General features: G+C 41.5%; 18 protein-coding genes. 14 read left to right on the top strand and 4 right to left on the bottom strand.

The window, feature by feature from the left end:
* The first annotated feature begins 58 nt into the window (after positions 1 to 58).
* From BIW53_RS05450 to BIW53_RS05435, 4 genes are all read left to right on the top strand, one after another.
* Positions 59 to 1,909 (top strand): protein kinase domain-containing protein, encoded by a 1,851-nt coding sequence (locus BIW53_RS05450; protein WP_070990854.1) that lies wholly within the window; start codon positions 59 to 61, stop codon positions 1,907 to 1,909.
* Positions 1,910 to 2,011: 102 nt separating this feature from the next.
* Positions 2,012 to 2,320: a hypothetical protein gene (locus BIW53_RS05445; RefSeq protein WP_070990853.1), complete on the top strand. Its 309-nt coding sequence runs from the start codon at positions 2,012 to 2,014 to the stop codon at positions 2,318 to 2,320.
* Positions 2,310 to 2,552, top strand: a complete 243-nt coding sequence (locus BIW53_RS05440; protein WP_070990852.1) for a DUF2164 domain-containing protein — start codon at positions 2,310 to 2,312, stop codon at positions 2,550 to 2,552. The genes BIW53_RS05445 and BIW53_RS05440 overlap by 11 nt, the downstream gene beginning before the upstream one ends.
* Positions 2,553 to 2,585: 33 nt before the next feature.
* Entirely contained in the window at positions 2,586 to 3,134 is a 549-nt protein-coding gene (locus BIW53_RS05435; RefSeq protein ID WP_070990851.1) for a hypothetical protein, read from the top strand.
* Positions 3,135 to 3,162: 28 nt separating this feature from the next.
* On the opposite strand, the gene BIW53_RS05430 is transcribed toward BIW53_RS05435, so the two are convergent.
* Entirely contained in the window at positions 3,163 to 3,609 is a 447-nt protein-coding gene (locus BIW53_RS05430; RefSeq protein ID WP_070990850.1) for a DUF3010 family protein, read from the bottom strand.
* Between the two features lie 63 nt (positions 3,610 to 3,672).
* Entirely contained in the window at positions 3,673 to 4,677 is a 1,005-nt protein-coding gene (locus BIW53_RS05425; RefSeq protein WP_070990849.1) for an endonuclease/exonuclease/phosphatase family protein, read from the bottom strand.
* A gap of 257 nt (positions 4,678 to 4,934) precedes the next feature.
* Here BIW53_RS05425 and thrS point away from each other — a divergent pair, with 257 nt between their 5' ends.
* The 4 genes from thrS (at position 4,935) to rplT (ending at position 8,223) form a co-directional block, all read left to right on the top strand.
* Entirely contained in the window at positions 4,935 to 6,845 is a 1,911-nt protein-coding gene (thrS, locus tag BIW53_RS05420) for a threonine--tRNA ligase (RefSeq protein WP_070990848.1), read from the top strand.
* A gap of 59 nt (positions 6,846 to 6,904) precedes the next feature.
* A complete protein-coding gene (gene infC / locus BIW53_RS05415; protein ID WP_084228078.1) occupies positions 6,905 to 7,465 on the top strand; it encodes a translation initiation factor IF-3 in 561 nt (186 codons plus the stop codon).
* A gap of 182 nt (positions 7,466 to 7,647) precedes the next feature.
* Positions 7,648 to 7,848, top strand: a complete 201-nt coding sequence (gene rpmI / locus BIW53_RS05410) for a 50S ribosomal protein L35 (protein ID WP_070985175.1) — start codon at positions 7,648 to 7,650, stop codon at positions 7,846 to 7,848.
* A gap of 15 nt (positions 7,849 to 7,863) precedes the next feature.
* Positions 7,864 to 8,223, top strand: coding sequence for a 50S ribosomal protein L20 (rplT, locus tag BIW53_RS05405; RefSeq protein WP_070990847.1), 360 nt, complete (start codon positions 7,864 to 7,866; stop codon positions 8,221 to 8,223).
* 54 nt (positions 8,224 to 8,277) lie between these two features.
* On the opposite strand, the gene BIW53_RS05400 is transcribed toward rplT, so the two are convergent.
* Complete coding sequence (locus BIW53_RS05400) at positions 8,278 to 9,105, bottom strand: SDR family oxidoreductase (RefSeq protein WP_070990846.1); 828 nt, start codon at positions 9,103 to 9,105, stop codon at positions 8,278 to 8,280.
* A gap of 146 nt (positions 9,106 to 9,251) precedes the next feature.
* Between BIW53_RS05400 and BIW53_RS05395 the strand changes: the two genes are divergently transcribed.
* The 6 genes from BIW53_RS05395 (at position 9,252) to BIW53_RS05370 (ending at position 15,938) form a co-directional block, all read left to right on the top strand.
* Entirely contained in the window at positions 9,252 to 11,042 is a 1,791-nt protein-coding gene (locus tag BIW53_RS05395; RefSeq protein ID WP_070990845.1) for a M14 family metallopeptidase, read from the top strand.
* Position 11,043: 1 nt separating this feature from the next.
* Complete coding sequence (locus BIW53_RS05390; protein WP_070990844.1) at positions 11,044 to 11,685, top strand: MBL fold metallo-hydrolase; 642 nt, start codon at positions 11,044 to 11,046, stop codon at positions 11,683 to 11,685.
* 71 nt (positions 11,686 to 11,756) lie between these two features.
* Complete coding sequence (locus BIW53_RS05385) at positions 11,757 to 12,215, top strand: Lrp/AsnC family transcriptional regulator (protein WP_070985187.1); 459 nt, start codon at positions 11,757 to 11,759, stop codon at positions 12,213 to 12,215.
* Between the two features lie 126 nt (positions 12,216 to 12,341).
* Positions 12,342 to 13,898, top strand: coding sequence for a SulP family inorganic anion transporter (locus BIW53_RS05380; protein ID WP_070990843.1), 1,557 nt, complete (start codon positions 12,342 to 12,344; stop codon positions 13,896 to 13,898).
* Between the two features lie 145 nt (positions 13,899 to 14,043).
* Positions 14,044 to 15,114: a sensor histidine kinase gene (locus BIW53_RS05375; RefSeq protein WP_070990842.1), complete on the top strand. Its 1,071-nt coding sequence runs from the start codon at positions 14,044 to 14,046 to the stop codon at positions 15,112 to 15,114.
* Entirely contained in the window at positions 15,114 to 15,938 is an 825-nt protein-coding gene (locus BIW53_RS05370; RefSeq protein ID WP_070990841.1) for a LytR/AlgR family response regulator transcription factor, read from the top strand. The genes BIW53_RS05375 and BIW53_RS05370 overlap by 1 nt, the downstream gene beginning before the upstream one ends.
* A 281-nt stretch (positions 15,939 to 16,219) precedes the next feature.
* On the opposite strand, the gene pyk is transcribed toward BIW53_RS05370, so the two are convergent.
* Complete coding sequence (gene pyk / locus BIW53_RS05365) at positions 16,220 to 17,653, bottom strand: pyruvate kinase (protein ID WP_070990840.1); 1,434 nt, start codon at positions 17,651 to 17,653, stop codon at positions 16,220 to 16,222.
* Positions 17,654 to 17,808: the final 155 nt, after the last annotated feature.

Raw genomic sequence — 17,808 nt, 5'->3', positions numbered from 1 at the left:
GTAAATCATCATTAAAAAGGCCGATTAATTCGGCCTTTTTTCGTCAGTGAAAGGCACTATGAAAAACCCAGCTCCAGTTAAACAAAGCGCCAAGTCCATCCATAACTTCTATATCAATGAGCAACAATCAATCTATTTGTTGTCGCATCATGATGCAAAAAAACACCGCCAGTGGCTGAATATCTGTAAAAAGCAACTCACTATGTTGGGCTATCGTGACGTTGATATTATAGGGTCAGGGGCATTTGGGTTTGTGTTTGCGGGGGTCAGTCCTGATAACCAACAATGGGTGTTTAAATTTTCTCGTATTACTTTATCTCAGGCTGTGCGTGATAGGCTTGAGGACGAAGCTTACATGCTTTCACAAATACGCAATCCAATGGTACCGAAGTTTTTTGCTTTTGAACGTGTTAAAAAGCAAGGTATTTTAATGATGGAACGTGCCCCAGGGGAAGATTTAGAAAAAATATCCCTTAAGCGTGGCCGGTTTTATGCGGATGAACTAGTTGCGCTGGCTTTGAAGTTGCGTAATGTATTACGTGACTTACGTGCTCATCGAAATGGTATGTCTCCTCAGCCTATAGTTCATGGAGATATTAAGCCATCAAACATAGTGTGGGATGAACAGACTAAATGTTTCTCGCTGGTGGATTGGGGAAGCTCTGTTTATGCACAGATAGATGAACATGGTGAACCTGTGGCGAGTAATATCATGGACTTAATGTCTTCTGATGTTGCTAGTACCAACGCAAGAATGGGAGATGTTTACTTCATTGGTGATGAGCAAATGTCAGGGGCGCAATCGTCGCCGCGTTTTGATGAGCAAGGAGTTGCATCAACTATTTATGCGCTCGCCAGTGCACAGTCCTGCCGTTTTGGTGCGCAGGTGATTCCTGCTAAAAGTCTAGGCCTACCAAAAGAGTTTGCAGCCGTGATTGATGCTATGTTAAGCAAAGATAAGCATACACGAGATCAAGCAGGTGATTATTTCATGCGAAATATGCCTGCAATGGCGCGAGCCTACTTGCCTCGCCTGTCGCGAAAAGACTCTAAAGCAAATATACCATTTTGGGTAAGTAACACCGATGAGCAACCTGATACGGTAGTGTACAGCTCGCGAAAAGAATTTCTGCGCCGTGCCGATCATAATCAACAGCTACACGATGTAAACGATGCACAGTTAGACAGATACTATAAAGAGTTTTTGTTTGATACGGGTGATATTGAAAAAGCCTTTCTTGCTTCAATCAGCCGTTTGGCCAAATATCCAGTTGTAGGTGGGTTGAGCTTTCATTGGAAAGAAGACTCACTATATATAGAATCCAGTTTAATTCTACATGATAGCGAGCTACAAAAAGCACTGACAGACGCTATCAATGCCACAGTGATGCTCGCACAGGGGATCACGCAAAAGGGTTTATTTAAATGCTGCTTGTTTGATGCTAGGCAAACCATTCAGTTAGAGCGGGATGGAACAGGCGCATTTATTTTTGACCAGCTCCCCCAACTGTCATATTCCGTGGTGGATGTTTCTAGTAATGAATTGACAAGACCACATAGCTATTTTGAAGATGGTAAAGACCCTGATGAGCAATTGCAGTTGCCAAAAAGCATCATTAAGTGTGTATTTGAGTTAAACCAAATTCACCATACAGGTTGTATCATTTTTGAGTCGTTAGAGAATCGTCTTAAGATACATCATTACTATCGACTGTTGGATGCCAGTAAAGAAGAACAATTTAAAGCATTGCTGAACCGTATTATGCAGTACGCAATGAGTATTGAAGATGTGGGTGTAGCGGGGTTTATGAAGTTGCCATATAAGAATACCCGTGAGTTCAATTTGTGTGCACAACAAGGTGAGTACTATTATCCAAAAAACCCAAAGGCTGACACATTAAGTAGTTAACCTATTTGTATAGAAGCTTGGGTAAGTTGAAATATTCACCATTGCATTGGCGTGGTATTTTATTCAAAGTACCGCATATGAGAATTTTCAGGAATCAAGGATATGGATAAACAACAACGACAAGACATTTTAACGCTCAGCTGGAGTATTCACGATGAAGTTGAGCAAGCTGTGCTGCGACATCCCGCTAGTAAAACAGACAAAGAATGGCCTGATAAGCAGAGGCTACTGCTGGCTGATATGGCACTGCACTTGTTACAGACAGCATTAAAGCCAGGTGAGCTACAGACTGAGAAATTGACTCATAATCTCAATGCTATTTTAACATTGAGCGACGATTTTATTGGCAATGTCGATCTCAAAGCGGTGTCAGACCAATTATATCAGCTAGAGGCAGAACATGAGTCATAAAATTGATTTAACATCAGAGCAGCACGATGCCTTGGTATTGCAAGCACAGAGTTACTGTAGGAAAAATCTAGATTTGGATTTAGAGCAATTTGATGCGGCTTTTTTGGTTGATTTCTTTGTTGAACAAATTGGCAAGCAAGTTTATAACCGAGCAATAGGTGATGCAAAATCGCACTTAGAACAGCACTTTGAAGTGCTGGCAGACAGACTATATGAGTTAGAAAAATATTAGCAATTAATTTGCTCAACATGGAGTCTCGAATATATGGATATGCCTAAATATTTGCACGAAATATTGGGAGCTCGACAAAGTAAAGTGGCATTGCTTGGCGTAAGTGCTTTTATGCTACTTGGCTCGGTAGTGGTTTTCTTATTAATGTATTATCAAACTCCCGAGAAATCATATGTTTGGTGGCAATATCTGTTTGGAGGAGTGATAATCGTTGATATTGTTGCTGGGTGTGCCGCGAATTTTACTCATGGAACCAATCAATATTACGCAGGAAGTCGCCGCGCACGTCGGATATTTATTTTAATTCATGTTCATTTATTGGTTGTTGCATTACTTTTCGAGCAGCCACTACTACCTTCTTTATTGTTTTGGATGTATGTGATCCTTGCCTCAAGTATTTTAAACTTCTTTTTTAAACACCCAAAGCAGCCAGGCTTTGCCTTATTAGTCATCTTTATTGGGTTGTTCGTGGTTAGTGGCTTAGATGTACAGTGGTGGTATAAGTTGGTTTGCGCGTTATTTTTGATAAAAGTATGTTATGCGTTTGCAGTGGATCACTACCCAATAAAAAATCCGACTTGAGTCGGATTTTTTATTGCTGTATTTAAACTTATTCGTCAGGGCGGTAAGTTTTCTTCATAATGTAGACATAGGCACTAACAAAGGCATTTTCCTGATATTTTTTAAGCCCAGTATCTTCAAAGTCGATAGGTAAGGGGTTGCGCTTAAGCTGCTCTTTCACTTCAGTGCTAGATAACAAACGCACATCCAACCCTTCAATTAGCTGTATGGCAGCTTCCATTTTAAATCCGGTAGCACTGCCTGCGAACTTACCTTTAGGTGCTCGTTGACGAATAGCAACAGAGTCAACTTGATAATCAGCCATTAATTTTGCAAAGTCGAACTGAAACTTACGCATTTGATCCGTTTCTTGTCCAACATTGTTTAGTGTAAAGCGTGTTTGGCGTACATCACGTATATCAAATACGTCATCTTCTTTTGTTAGCAGACACAAAAGCACTTCGCTGCCAGCGATCTCAACGCCACATGTTCTCATTGTATATTTCCAATCTATTTAATTATCGACGCAGTATAGCAATCTCACCGATAAAGCAAAAGCTTACAACATAATCTCGATTGCAATCGCGCTATGATCCGAATAGCGAATATCTTCCTCATCGCGCTTGGGGTCCAAATGCGCATCGTAATTATGATAGGTCAGAGATTTGATCGATGGTGTTTCGTTATTTGGGTTAAACTGTTGCGATGCCAAGATATAGTCTAAGACATTACCCGCACCTTGATAGTAGTGACTGGCCGGCTTTTGCGCAAAAGTGTGTGCATTATCTGCAAATGAAAAGCTGTCAAATAATCCAACACTATCAAAGCGATTATGAGTGTTAACTTGAGGTGGGAAAGCCTGCGTCATAAACGAGAGCGCAGGGCTGGTCAAATGGTCGTTAAAATCCCCCATGACTAGAGTTGCATGGCGTTGTTCTCGCTGAGTTTTGAGTGCGTCGTAATACACGATAGATGCTTCCAGAGAGCGAGAAATTTGTGATTGCATGGTACCTACGGTTTTGTGTAGTAATGCAAGTAACGGGTCGTCTTGCTCTGAGCCATCTATCATGTGTGCCATTGAATGAACGCGTTGAGATTTAAAGTGTACGGCGTAACAGGTGATAGGGCCAAACCCATCAATCTCAATAGAACATTTGATGGGGGTGCGGTTAAAACGAAATTGGTGTTGATTATTGAGGTATTCTAAAAGCTCTGGACAAGGTTCAAATGCACATGTCTGCTGAAAGGGAATTTTAGAAGCCACAGCCACAACTGGATTAAATAGCACGTTGGGGTAAATTGCATCTAATTGAGGCGTATCAACGGTTGCGAAATAGGGCAAGCCCATCTCCTCACAAAGTGATTTGAGTACATCAATACTAAACACCTCTTGAAATACAATAAGGGTTGGATCGATGTGTTCAATGAGCCCTGTAACGAATTGAGTTTTAGACTGCCATTGGGTTTGGTCATAGTGCTCATCGAGCTGATAAAATGAAAAAGGTGGCGCTGCAAAGTTCAACAGGTTTAAAGAAGCAAAGCAGTAGCGCGTCGGTTTCGTCATGTTTTACTCACTGTGAGAAGCGTTAAGGCATATAAATTTAACAATTTATTGGATCAATTTTAGTCTTTCCCTTGAATTTCGTCACGCGCACGGTCAAAATACCTGTCGGTTTGAAAGTCCCCAAGCACACGGTATGCTAAATCGCTGCCGGAGCCAATGCTTATTCGTAAAAGCGTTGTTGGGCACTCATTTTAAAAAACTAATTAATTAATACATGTGATGCGTCGTAGGTGTCACCACTGTAAATAGGATTTATCATGCCAATTATTACGCTTCCTGACGGTAGTCAGCGTGTCTTTGAAAACCCAGTGTCAACGTTACAAGTCGCTCAAGATATCGGTCCAGGCCTTGCAAAAGCAACTATTGCTGGACGAGTGAATGGGGTGCGCGTTGATGCGTGCGATATTATTAATGAAGACGCGCGTTTAGAAATTATAACTGCAAAGGATGAAGACGGTTTAGAGATCATCCGTCACTCTTGTGCGCACTTAATCGGTCACGCCATCAAGCAATTATTTCCAGATGTAAAAATGGCGATTGGTCCAACTATCGATAATGGCTTCTATTACGATGTTGATTTAGACCATTCTTTAACGCAAGAAGATTTAGATGCGATTGAAAAACGTATGCTTGAACTTGCGAAAACAAATTATGATGTTGTTAAGAAAACTGTTTCTTGGCAAGAAGCACGTGAGGCATTTGCGGCACGTGGCGAAACTTATAAAATCGAAATCTTAGACGAGAATATCGACAAAGATGATAGACCAGGCCTTTATCATCATGAAGAATATGTTGATATGTGTCGTGGTCCTCACGTACCTAATATGAAATTCTGCCAACACTTTAAAATTATGAAAGTGGCTGGTGCATACTGGCGTGGCAACTCTGAAAACAAAATGCTGCAGCGTATCTATGGTACGGCTTGGGCTGATAAGAAACAGCTTAAAGCGTACTTGAAGCGCCTAGAAGAAGCTGAAAAACGTGACCACCGTAAAATTGGTAAAGCGTTAGATCTGTGGCACTGGCAAGAAGAAGCGCCTGGTATGGTGTTTTGGCACAACGATGGCTGGAGCATATACCGTGAGTTAGAAGACTTTGTGCGTGAAAAGTTACGCGAGTACAACTATGAAGAAGTGAAGGGTCCAATGATGATGGACCGTGCGCTTTGGGAAAAGTCAGGACACTGGGATAAATACGCAGACGCGATGTTTACCACTGAGTCTGAAAAGCGCGAATATGCTATTAAGCCGATGAATTGTCCAGGACACGTGCAGATTTTCAATCAGGGTTTGAAGTCATACCGCGATTTACCACTGCGTATGGCTGAGTTTGGCTGTTGCCACCGTAATGAACCTTCTGGTGCATTACATGGCTTAATGCGAGTACGTGGCTTTACCCAAGATGATGCGCACATCTTCTGTACAGAAGAGCAAATCATGGATGAAGTGTCAGCTTGTATTAAAATGGTTTATGACACCTATGAAACATTTGGCTTTGAAAAAATCGTTGTTAAGCTTTCTACCCGTCCAGAGAAGCGCATCGGTGAAGACGAAATGTGGGATAAAGCAGAGCTTGCGCTAGCTGAAGCCCTTAAAGCTAATAACATTGAGTTTGAATATTTGCCGGGTGAAGGCGCTTTCTACGGTCCGAAGATTGAATTTACTTTGTATGATTGTTTGGAACGAGCTTGGCAGTGTGGTACCGTGCAGCTAGATTTTGCTCTACCAGGTCGTTTAGGTGCGACTTATGTTGCTGAAAACAACGAACGTAAGACACCTGTAATGATCCACCGTGCAATTTTGGGTTCAATCGAACGTTTCATTGGTATTCTTACCGAAGAATATGCGGGCTTATTCCCAACTTGGTTAGCGCCTAAACAAGTAGTGATCATGAATATCACTGATAAACAGGCTGATTACGTGCATGAAATTGTACAAAAGTTAAATAAACTTGGAATTAGGGCCTGTGCTGACTTGAGAAATGAGAAGATTGGCTTTAAAATTCGGGAGCATACTTTAAAACGTATACCTTACCTACTTGTTGTTGGTGATAAAGAAGTTGAACAACAAGAAGTAGCAGTGAGAACTCGCAAAGGTGAAGACCTTGGTAAGTTCTCAGTCGAAGATTTTATCGCTAAAATCAGTGAAGAAATTAAACATCGACAGTAATAAAGCCTGTGTGTGGCATAAATACTTACGATTGCCACACACAACATATTTTGATTTTCTTGGAGGAACGTACCATTAGAGGCGGAAAAAAAGGGCAAACTACAGCTCAAAAAAATCGTATCAATGAAGAAATAACTGCGAAAGAAGTTCGCTTATCTGGCGTAGAAGGTCAGGAAGCGACCATTATGTCGTTGAAAGAAGCTCAAGCGATTGCTGATGAAGCAGGGGTGGATCTAGTTGAGATTAGTCCCAATGCTGAACCTCCTGTCTGTAAGGTGATGGACTACGGTAAGTTCGTTTTTGAAAAAGCAAAATTACAAAAAGAACAAAAGAAAAAGCAAAAGCAGATCCAAATTAAAGAGATCAAGTTCCGTCCTGGCACGGACGAGGGTGATTATCAGGTTAAGTTACGCAGCCTAAGAAAGTTCTTAGAAGCCGGTGACAAAGCTAAAATCACTATTCGCTTTCGTGGTCGTGAAATGGCTCACCAAGAAATTGGTATCGAATTACTTAACCGTGTTAAGACCGATTTAGAAGATTTAGCAGTTGTTGAATCATTCCCAAATCGTGTTGAAGGGCGTCAGATGGTCATGATGATGTCGCCTATTGCTAAAAAGTAATAAACACGGCATAATGCGCGCGAATTTAATGCAGGTCTAAAGTACCTTAAGGTCACCTGTATTAACCGGTTTTAAAGAAAGACGCGAGTCTTCACCGGATTTGGTTGTGAGTTAGGCCTTTAAAGTGATGTTTACATCCGCCTGCTTACATTGTTTAAAGCAATACATTTGGAGTTATTGCAATGGCTTATAAGCTAAAATCACACAGAGGCGCAGCTAAGCGTTTCAAAAAGACTGCTTCAGGCGGTTATAAGCGTAAACAGTCGCACCTTCGTCACATTCTGACTAAGAAGTCTTCTAAGCGTAAACTACACTTACGTGCTAAGTCTATGGTTCACAAAAACGACATTGGTCTTATCGACCGTATGTTACCATTTGCTTAATAGGGGATATCAGAAATGGCAAGAGTTAAACGCGGTGTTATCGCACGTGCACGTCACAAAAAAGTATTAAAGCAGGCTAAAGGTTACTACGGAGCACGTTCACGTGTTTACCGCGTAGCTTTCCAAGCAGTAACTAAAGCAGGTCAATACGCTTACCGTGACCGTCGCGCTAAGAAACGTACTTTCCGTCAATTATGGATCGCACGTATCAACGCTGCAGCACGTCAAAACGGCCTTTCTTACAGCCGCTTCATCAATGGCCTTAAAAAGTCATCTGTTGAAATCGATCGTAAGATCCTAGCTGATATCGCAGTATACGACCAAGTCGCTTTTGCAGCACTAGTTGCTAAAGCAAAAGACGGTCTAGCTGCTTAATAAGCAATAAAGCTTATTCCCTGAAAAAGGAGCCAACGGCTCCTTTTTTTGATCTTAACGATTTCTTATCAACATCTTATCTAGCCAGCGAGTACTAAGAATACGCTTAAGATAACCCATAAGATAGGTGGGGAATGTAACGTAATATCTTGGCTTGGCGTGTTTTGCTGTCAGTGCATGTAAAAGTTTTTTGTATACAGCCTGCGGTTCTAGAGTAAAGGGTTGGGGGGCATTTCGCGCAGCAAGTCTCTCTAATTGAGCCAAATAATCCTTCTTGTGGGGGCTGATTTCAATATTAATGTTATCAGTAAAAGCCTGCTTAGCATTTTCTCTAAACTTTGAAGCAATGGGGCCAGGCTCAATTAAGCTGATCTGAATATTAGTGCCCTTGAGTTCCATGCGCAGTGTGTCGGTCAAACCTTCAAGTGCAAATTTGCTGGCATTATACGCCCCTCTAAATGGTAAGGCGACAAGCCCTAGAACAGATGAGTTATGGATAATTCGACCAGAGCCATGCGTGCGCATATGTTTAATGGCGAGATTCGTTAGAGTATGCCAAGCAAAAAAGTTCGTTTCAAACTGCTGCTTTAGAACTGTTGTAGGCAGATCTTCAACTGCACCAGGTTGTCCATATGCACCATTGTTAAACAAGGCGTCCAGTTTTCCGTCACTTAACTTTAATGCTTGCTCAAATCCACCGATGATACTTTGCTCATCATTCAAGTCTAGTTGAATGCAAGTTAGTCCTTCGTTGGTCAGTCGATATACGTCTTCCAACTTTCGGCATGATGCGATCACATGAAATCCAGCATTGTGAAGCGCATGAGCACAGTAGTATCCAATCCCTGTTGAGCATCCTGTAATGAGTATTGTTGTCGTCATAAGTATCTTCTTAAGAAAAATAAACTCAATTTGTGTGAGCGAGATGTTATTAGCTGCATATTTTTGTTGAATCACCGCACATTGTAAGATGTTAACTAAAATATTGATATAATTGTGCTATCTAGGCTGAAAATTGAGAAATAAAAATGATAACAAGCATGATTATGTTAACCGCAAGCTTGTCATTAGACGCTCATTTGCCGCCACTGACGCCTTGGCAAGGGCAAAGTGAGCAGTTGATGCAAATGAAAGGTCCTTTAACCACTGACTTTGAACTTAGTAAGGGGATGAACTCGCCCGACTATCAGCAGACAATGGCATTTGTTGAACGTTTAGTCGCCGCAAATCCAACTCAATTTAAAGCAATAAATATAGGCTATAGTAACTCAGGGCGAGCAGTAAAAATGCTAATAGCTTCTGAGCAGAGCCATTTCACGGCCTCGATGATAAAGAATAATAACAAGCCAACTTTACTTATCCAAGCAGGCATCCATGCTGGGGAAATTGACGGTAAAGATGCTGCATTTATGATGCTCAGAGATATCGCATTGGGTAAGCGTAGAGATTTATTGAGCAAAGTAAACATCCTATTTATACCCATCTTAAATGTGGATGGTCATGAGCGACGTAGCAAGTACAATAGGATCAATCAGCGTGGACCCGTGGAAATGGGCTTTCGAACCAATGCCAATAACTTGAATTTGAATAGAGACTACACCAAGCTCGATACACCAGAAGTGCAAGCGATATTAAAGGTGATCGATGAGTATCAACCAGATCTTTACTTGGACGTACATGTTACTGATGGCGCTGACTATCAATACGATATTACTTACGGCTTTAATCCAGAATTTGCCAGTGAGTCACCAGCCATAGCTCGCGTGCTTGAGACACAGATTAAGCCCGTTATTGATAAGGCGTTAGAGCAACAAGGCCATATTCCAGGCCCATTGGTGTTTGCAATGGATAAGCGTGACTTTAAAAAAGGCATTGCGGGTTGGGTTGCTACACCACGTTTTTCTAATGGCTGGGGCGATTTAGCGGGAGTGCCCACGATTTTGGTTGAGAACCACTCTTTGAAGCCTTACAAGCAGCGTGTACTGGGAACCTATGTGTTATACGATGGCTTGATCTCTGCATTGTCAAAATATCAGACACAGTTAGATGAGGCGGTCACAGCAGAACAAAATAATAGACCGGAACAGTTGATCGTAAAAAGGGCGTATGCCAAACAACCAGATACGATCCCGTTCAAAGGGATCACATATAAGCTATTTCAAAGTGCTATCTCAGGTCAAACAGAAGCGAAGTATCTTGGCGAGAAAATACAATATGACGCACTGCCTATTTATTGGCAAAAAGATGTGGTAACTCAGGTTGAAGTTCCGGATGCTTTCTATATTCCCCCTGCGTATCCTGAGATTGTAGAAAAGTTGCAGTTACATGGTATTAAAGTGACTAAAATTGAACAATCACCAGAGTCGATAGATACCTTAATAAGTGCCAATGTAACCAATTATGAGTTTGCTAAAGCACCTTTTGAAGGGCGTTTTATGGTTGAGGCATCTTTTAGCTTTGATAAGGTAAAAGCACCTGAGCTTAGCGGTTGGTATAAGGTTAGTACTGAGCAAAAGCGAGGCAAGCTTGCCACACATTTGTTACATCCACAGGCACCAGATTCATTTTTTAGTTGGGGGGAGTTTAATACTATTTTTCAGCGTACTGAGTATGTTGAAAATTATGCATTAGAGCCTTTTGCTCGTTCTATGTTAAAAGAGAACCCAACGATAGCATTAGAGTTTGATAGAAAGATACGTGAAGATAAAGCGTTTGCGGACGATCCCAATGCTCGCATGGAGTGGTTGTACGCAAAGACACCGTTCTATGATCAGGCTTACCTAAAATATCCTATCTTAATGTTGTTTAAGGAGAAATAAGGTGCATGTGATAACTATTCCGGTGACACCATTTATGCAAAATTCAAGGTTAATTACGTGTCCAGATACAGGTAAAAGCGCCATTGTCGATCCCGGTGGAGACGTAGATAAAATCCTAAAATGTATTGAAGATGAACAGCTGAATGTAGAACGTATTCTGCTGACTCATGGACATCTGGATCATGTTGGTGTTGCTGATGAACTAAAACATGTACTTGGGGTTGAGATTGTAGGCCCTCATCAAGATGAGAAATTTTGGTTCGATGCGCTTCCAATGCAGTCGCAAATGTTTGGTTTCGCGCCTAAAGTCACATTTTATCCCGATCGCTGGTTATCACACAAAGAGTCTGTTAGCGTGGGTAAGCTGCAATTGGAAGTACGACACTGCCCTGGGCACACTCCAGGTCATGTAGTGTTTTATCATGTTAATTCATCAAAAGTTCTTGTCGGGGATGTGTTATTCAAAGGATCCGTTGGACGCACTGATTTTCCTAAAGGTGATGCAAGCCAGTTAAAGCAATCTATACTGGAACAGTTGTTTACTTTACCCGATGAAACAACAGTGTTATCCGGGCATGGTGAGAACACCACAATTGGCTATGAAAAGTATAATAACCCATTTGTGAGTGGGCAGTTTGGGTGAGCAAAGGGGCGGACAAATTACTTGTCTGCATGTATAATTTTTTCCACTGACTAAAATTTAAAGAAAAAACAATGTCATTAAATCAGGTTGATCGCCAAATATTGGCACTATTACAGCAAGACGCGAGCCTTTCAACAGCAGAAATTGCAGATAAAGTTGGGCTTTCTCAATCACCGTGTTGGCGAAGAATTGCCAAGTTAGAGCAAGATGGTTATATCAAGGGTAAAGTTGCGTTATTGGATGAAAAGCAACTGGGTTTTGATATGCTGGTATATGCTCATGTGCGCTTGTCTAACCATGGACGGAACAATCTGGCCGAATTCGAAAAGCTTATAATGAGCTATGATGAAGTCACAGAATGCTACACTATGGCAGGTACTATGGACTTTATGCTACGGATAATTTCTCGTGGTATTGAAGGTTATGAACTGTTTGTTAGAGATAATTTACTGAACCTTGAATACGTGCAAGAAGTACATTCGAATGTGACTATGACGTGTGTGAAAAGAACGACAGCTTTACCGTTGTAATGAAACACAGTAAAGCTGTGTCATGATGCTGTCGTCAATCTGGGCGATACGTATTAATCCAATTTGTTAAAAGCGCTGTATTTTGTTAAAATCCAGCGCTTTTCTGTATGTTGTAAGAGGATGTGAATGTTTAATTTAATCAGCAAGGCGCCGAGCTCTGCTAAAAATGACATCTTATCTGGTTTAACCGTCGCACTTGCGCTGGTACCAGAAGCAGTTGCATTTGCGTTTGTTGCGCAAGTTGATCCGTTAGTTGGCTTATACGCTGCGTTTATTGTTGGTTTAATTACGTCAATCTTTGGCGGTCGTCCTGGCATGATATCTGGCGCGACAGGTGCACTTGCTGTTGTTATGGTAAGCCTCGTTGTGGAACATGGTGTTGAATACCTGTTTGCTACGGTTTTACTCATGGGAATTCTACAAGTGCTGGCTGGGGTATTTAAACTCGGAAAGTTTATTCGGATGGTACCGCATCCGGTTATGTTAGGGTTTGTAAACGGACTAGCTATTGTTATTTTCCTAGCCCAGTTGGGTCAATTTAAAGTCTCTGATGATCTGGGGCAGTTGCAGTGGATGCAAGGTTCGCAGCTGTACATTATGTTGGGGCTGGTTGCGCTAACGATGTTTATTATCCATTTCTTACCAAAAGTGACTACCGCAATACCGTCTTCATTGGCTGCTATTTTAGTTGTAACTGGTTTGGTTATTGGCTTAGACCTTGATGCTCGTAATGTATTAGATTATCTCAAGGATATGTCAGGTAATGTCGATGCTACGATTGCTGGTGGTTTCCCGCAGTTTCACATTCCAATGGTGCCTTTTAATTGGGAAACCTTCACGATTATTTTCCCTTATGCCTTAGTACTGGCTGCGATTGGTTTAATCGAATCGTTATTGACCTTAACACTGATAGATGAAATTACCGAAACGCGTGGTAACAGTAACCGTGAGTGCATTGGCCAAGGCGCGGCGAACATGACTTGTGGTGTATTTGGCGCTATGGGTGGTTGTGCCATGATTGGTCAATCAATGATTAACATCAATTCAGGTGGACGTAGTCGTCTATCTGGTATCACGGCGGCTTTGTTACTTTTGGGTTTCATTCTATTTGCAGCAGGTCTTATCGAGATGATTCCACTTGCTGCATTGGTTGGCGTAATGTTCATGGTTGTGCTGGGAACATTTGAATGGTCAAGCTTTAGATTAATGAACCGAGTCCCAAAAACAGATGCTTTTGTTATTGTACTAGTGTCAGGTGTGACGGTCGCCACTGACCTTGCAATTGCGGTATGTGTTGGTGTGATAGTATCGGCTTTGGTATTTGCATGGGAACACGCAAAACATATCTATACTGACAACTATATAGATGAAGAAGGCTCAAAAGTGTATGAACTTCATGGCCCGCTATTTTTTGGTTCGGTAAAGAATTTTGCAGATTTGTTCGATGTTAGCAATGACCCTGTAGATGTCATTATTGAATTTAAACACAGTCGTGTCGCAGATCACAGTGCAATAGAAGCGATTGATAATTTGGCAGAGCGTTATACGAAAGCCGGCAAGAAGCTTCATTTGAGACATTTAAGCCAAGACTGCTTAGATTTGTTAGAAAAAGCGCGTGATCTTGTCGAAGTGAATGTCATCGAGGACCCGAAATATAAGGTTGCCTCAGATAAACTTGCATAAAGCTCGCATAGAAAATCATTAAAAAAGGCACTTAGGTGCCTTTTTTATTTGCGCTGGACAGTAAGAAAACTAAGACAATTTACAGTGATCCTATTGACAGCACTAGGATATAATTGGGGCAGAACACGAGGAGTTTAATAAGCTTTTGAAATGGCAAGCACTGGTCGATAATCGACAACGTTTTTTTTGGGTCTTACAAATAGCTGGCTGGTTAGGTTATGCGCTGGTTAATTATATAGGCTCTAAAGTATTTGAAATGCGCGATATTTATGTGTTTGTTATCGTGCTGAATGCTTATGCAGGCTGCCTTATGACTGTGCCATTGCGATATTTGTATCGCAAAATATGGAATGCATCACCTTGGGTGTTGATACTGGTAGTGTTTGGCGCTTCTTACGTAACGGGCACGTTATGGGCGGTAGTTCAAAAGTTCAACCTTTGGGAAATATACCGACATGGTTATCGCCCTGAAGAATGGTTTTATTACCTCCAGCAGGGGCTAGATTCGGTCTACATTGTACTGTGTTGGAGCGGCTTGTATTTTGGTATCAAATACTATCAGTTGTTACAAAGCGAACGTCAGAAAGCGCTCAAAGCGAATACTATGGCTCATGAAGCGCAATTGAAGATGTTGCGTTATCAGCTAAATCCTCACTTTTTGTTTAACACACTCAATGCTATCTCTACGTTGATATTGGTTGAAGAAAATAAGGACGCGAATTTGATGGTCGCCAGATTAAGCGATTTCTTGCGCTACACCTTAAATACTGATCCCATCAAGAAAGTAGCACTCGAGCAAGAGCTACATGCGTTGCAGTTATATTTAGAAATTGAGAAAGTCCGCTTTGATGAGCGTCTATCCATTGATATTGATGTGAGTGAAGAAGCAAAACAGGCAATGGTACCGAGTTTGATCTTACAACCCATTATTGAAAATTCTATTAAATATGCCATTGCCCATTTAGCAGAAGGCGGTAAGCTAGAGATAAAAGCACAAGTTTTCGCCAACGAGCTATTACTTGAAGTAGGAGATAATGGTCCTGGTGCAGAATTAGATAATGGACAACTCAAAAGTGCCCAAGGTGTGGGTATTGCAAATACCATAGATAGATTGAAAACACTTTACGAAAATAACTATTCATTTGTGTTGTCACATAATGAACCAAATGGTTTGAAAGTGAATATTCGTGTTCCTTTTGAAAAGGCTAAGAAGTAATGAGCAAAATTAAAGCATTGATTGTCGACGATGAGCCTTTGGCAAGAAAAGGCCTGGCTGTGCGCTTACAGTCATTTTCGCAAATTGAAGTCGTAGAGTTATGCAGTGGTGGACAGCAGGCAATAGATGCTTGTCAGACACAAGATATAGATTTAGTTTTCTTAGATATCCAAATGCCTGGAATGAACGGTTTCGAAGTGGCAAGAGCATTGAGCGAGAGTATTAAGCCACTCCCTGCAATTGTGTTCGTGACTGCATTTGATCAGTACGCAGTGCAAGCGTTTGAAATTCATGCATTGGATTACATTTTAAAACCCGTTGATGACAACAGACTAAAACAGGCGGTGGAAAAAGTGCAAAGTTATTTAAAAACACAACAAGACAACGTGCATAAGAAAAAGCTGGCTAGCTTCGTGGCAGGTATCACAGGAAACAACTGCGAAGAGATTTTAAAGAAACTAGCAACAGGCGACACCTTAGTTGATAAAAAATACCCCGAGTCTCTAGCTGTAAAAGAGCAGGGCGAAATTATCCGCGTGTCGACGGCGACGATTCAGTGGATCGATGCAGCGGGAGATTATATGTGTTTGCATTGTAGTGATGGTCAAACACACATTTTACGCAAAACGATGAAAGAGCTTGAACAAGAACTAGATCCAGCTTTATTTGTTCGCGTCCATCGCTCGGCAATTGTTAATACCAAGCAGATTAGCAAACTGGTCACTCAAAGTAGCGGTGAGTATTTGTTAGTATTAGAAAACGGACAAGAGTTAAAAGTAAGCCGCAGTTACCGTGATAAGGTCAAAGCAGCATTGGCAAGCTAGCATAGAAATTTAAGCAAATACTAGTTAAGTTACTGATTTTGTTATCCATACCTGTTGGAGTATGCATTACATATTAATAGTGAGAAGTTTTTCCGTCGGCTAGTTGGCTATCTATGTTGCAGTTATGTTTTGTGGCGTTTGATTTTACTTAGCAAATGTGACTTACTTACATATTACGGAGCGTTTTAAAGCTTGCATGTAGCTATTTTTATTTAGACCGAGCAACTCACCCCGAGATAAGAGGGGGGAAGCTTAAAAAGCCACCCCACATAATGCTTAACTTAAACGGTGACAATTTTCATGGTGTTGGTGGCACCCACTGTTTCCATTGCATCACCGTGCGTGAGAATTACCGTATCACCCTTTGCAAGCGAGCCTGCTTCAACGAGTGTATTTAAGGCATCACGCACCATGCTTTGATCCGAGCACTTTGTTGAATCAAAGAATACTGGATATACACCGCGATAAAGAGCTGTCTGGCCTAATGTGCTCTTGTGTCTAGATAGTGAGTAAATAGGTAGTCCTGAACTGATACGTGACATCAGTTTGGCTGTTTTACCTGACTCTGTTAGCGCGACAATGGCTTTGACGCAGTCTAAGTGGTTTGCAGCATACATGGCTGACAATGCCAGAGTTTCAGAGGTATCTGAGAACATGCTATCCAAACGGTGTTTAGAGACGTGTATTTCTGGTTGTGACTCTGCACCAAGGCACACTCGAGCCATAGTTGCTACCGTTTCTTCGGGGTAATCACCTGCAGCCGTTTCAGCTGATAACATAACCGCATCTGTACCGTCCAATACCGCGTTTGCAACGTCCATAACCTCAGCACGTGTTGGCATTGGGTTATCTATCATTGATTCCATCATCTGCGTGGCAGTAACAACAGTACGGTTAAGAGAACGTGCACGTCGGATTATCAACTTTTGTTTGCCAACGAGAGCCGCATCCCCAATTTCTACACCTAAATCACCACGAGCTACCATTACGGCATCTGAAGCCAATATAATATCATCAACGGCTTCTTGAGTTTCTACGGCCTCTGCACGTTCAATTTTGGCAAGCAGTTGCGCATTTGAACCTGCTTTTTCAGCTAAAGAGCGTACATAACGCATATCATCGCCGCAACGGGGAAAAGATACCGCGATGTAATCTACGCCAATTTCAGCGGCCGTGATTAAATCTTCTTTGTCTTTATCTGTAAATGCTGGAGCCGTTAAGCCTCCACCAAGGCGGTTAATACCTTTATTGTTTGATAGAACGCCACCTACGGTTACTGTGGTATGCACTAGATGACCATCTACACTGTCAACTGTTAGCTGAATTAACCCGTCATTGAGAAGCAGTAAGTCACCTTTACTCACATCTTGAGGAAGTTCTTTATAGTCTATACCTACGGCTTCTACGGTTCCCTGACCTTTTTCCATTTTCGCATCAAGTGTGAACTGTGCACCAACGTCAAGTGTAACTTTACCTTCTTTGAAAGTTGACACTCTGATTTTTGGGCCTTGTAAGTCAGCCAAGATAGCAACATGTTTACCTAGCTTTTGCGCTATGTCACGTACTGCTTGCGCACGATCTTTATGATCTTGTGCAACACCATGGGAGAAATTCAGTCTGACCACATTGGCACCAGCTTGGATGATTTTTTCTAGGTTGTTATCTTTGTCCGTTGCCGGTCCAAGTGTGGCTACGATTTTTGTGCGTCTAAGCATCTGGAGCTCCTGTAGGCCTATGTCCATAGGGTTATGTTATTTGTGCAAATCAATTATAAGATCATTTGTCTGCAAACAAGCCTATATAGTGAGCATATTTGCTGCAAACTAATCGCTATAAATAGAAAGATTTAACTCAAAACTCTTTTTAACAG

It is taken from the genome of Pseudoalteromonas byunsanensis, assembly GCF_001854475.1.
Classification (GTDB): domain Bacteria; phylum Pseudomonadota; class Gammaproteobacteria; order Enterobacterales; family Alteromonadaceae; genus Pseudoalteromonas; species Pseudoalteromonas byunsanensis.
Note: the sequence above shows the minus strand (reverse complement) of the source record. Positions and strands in the feature narration are given on the sequence as shown.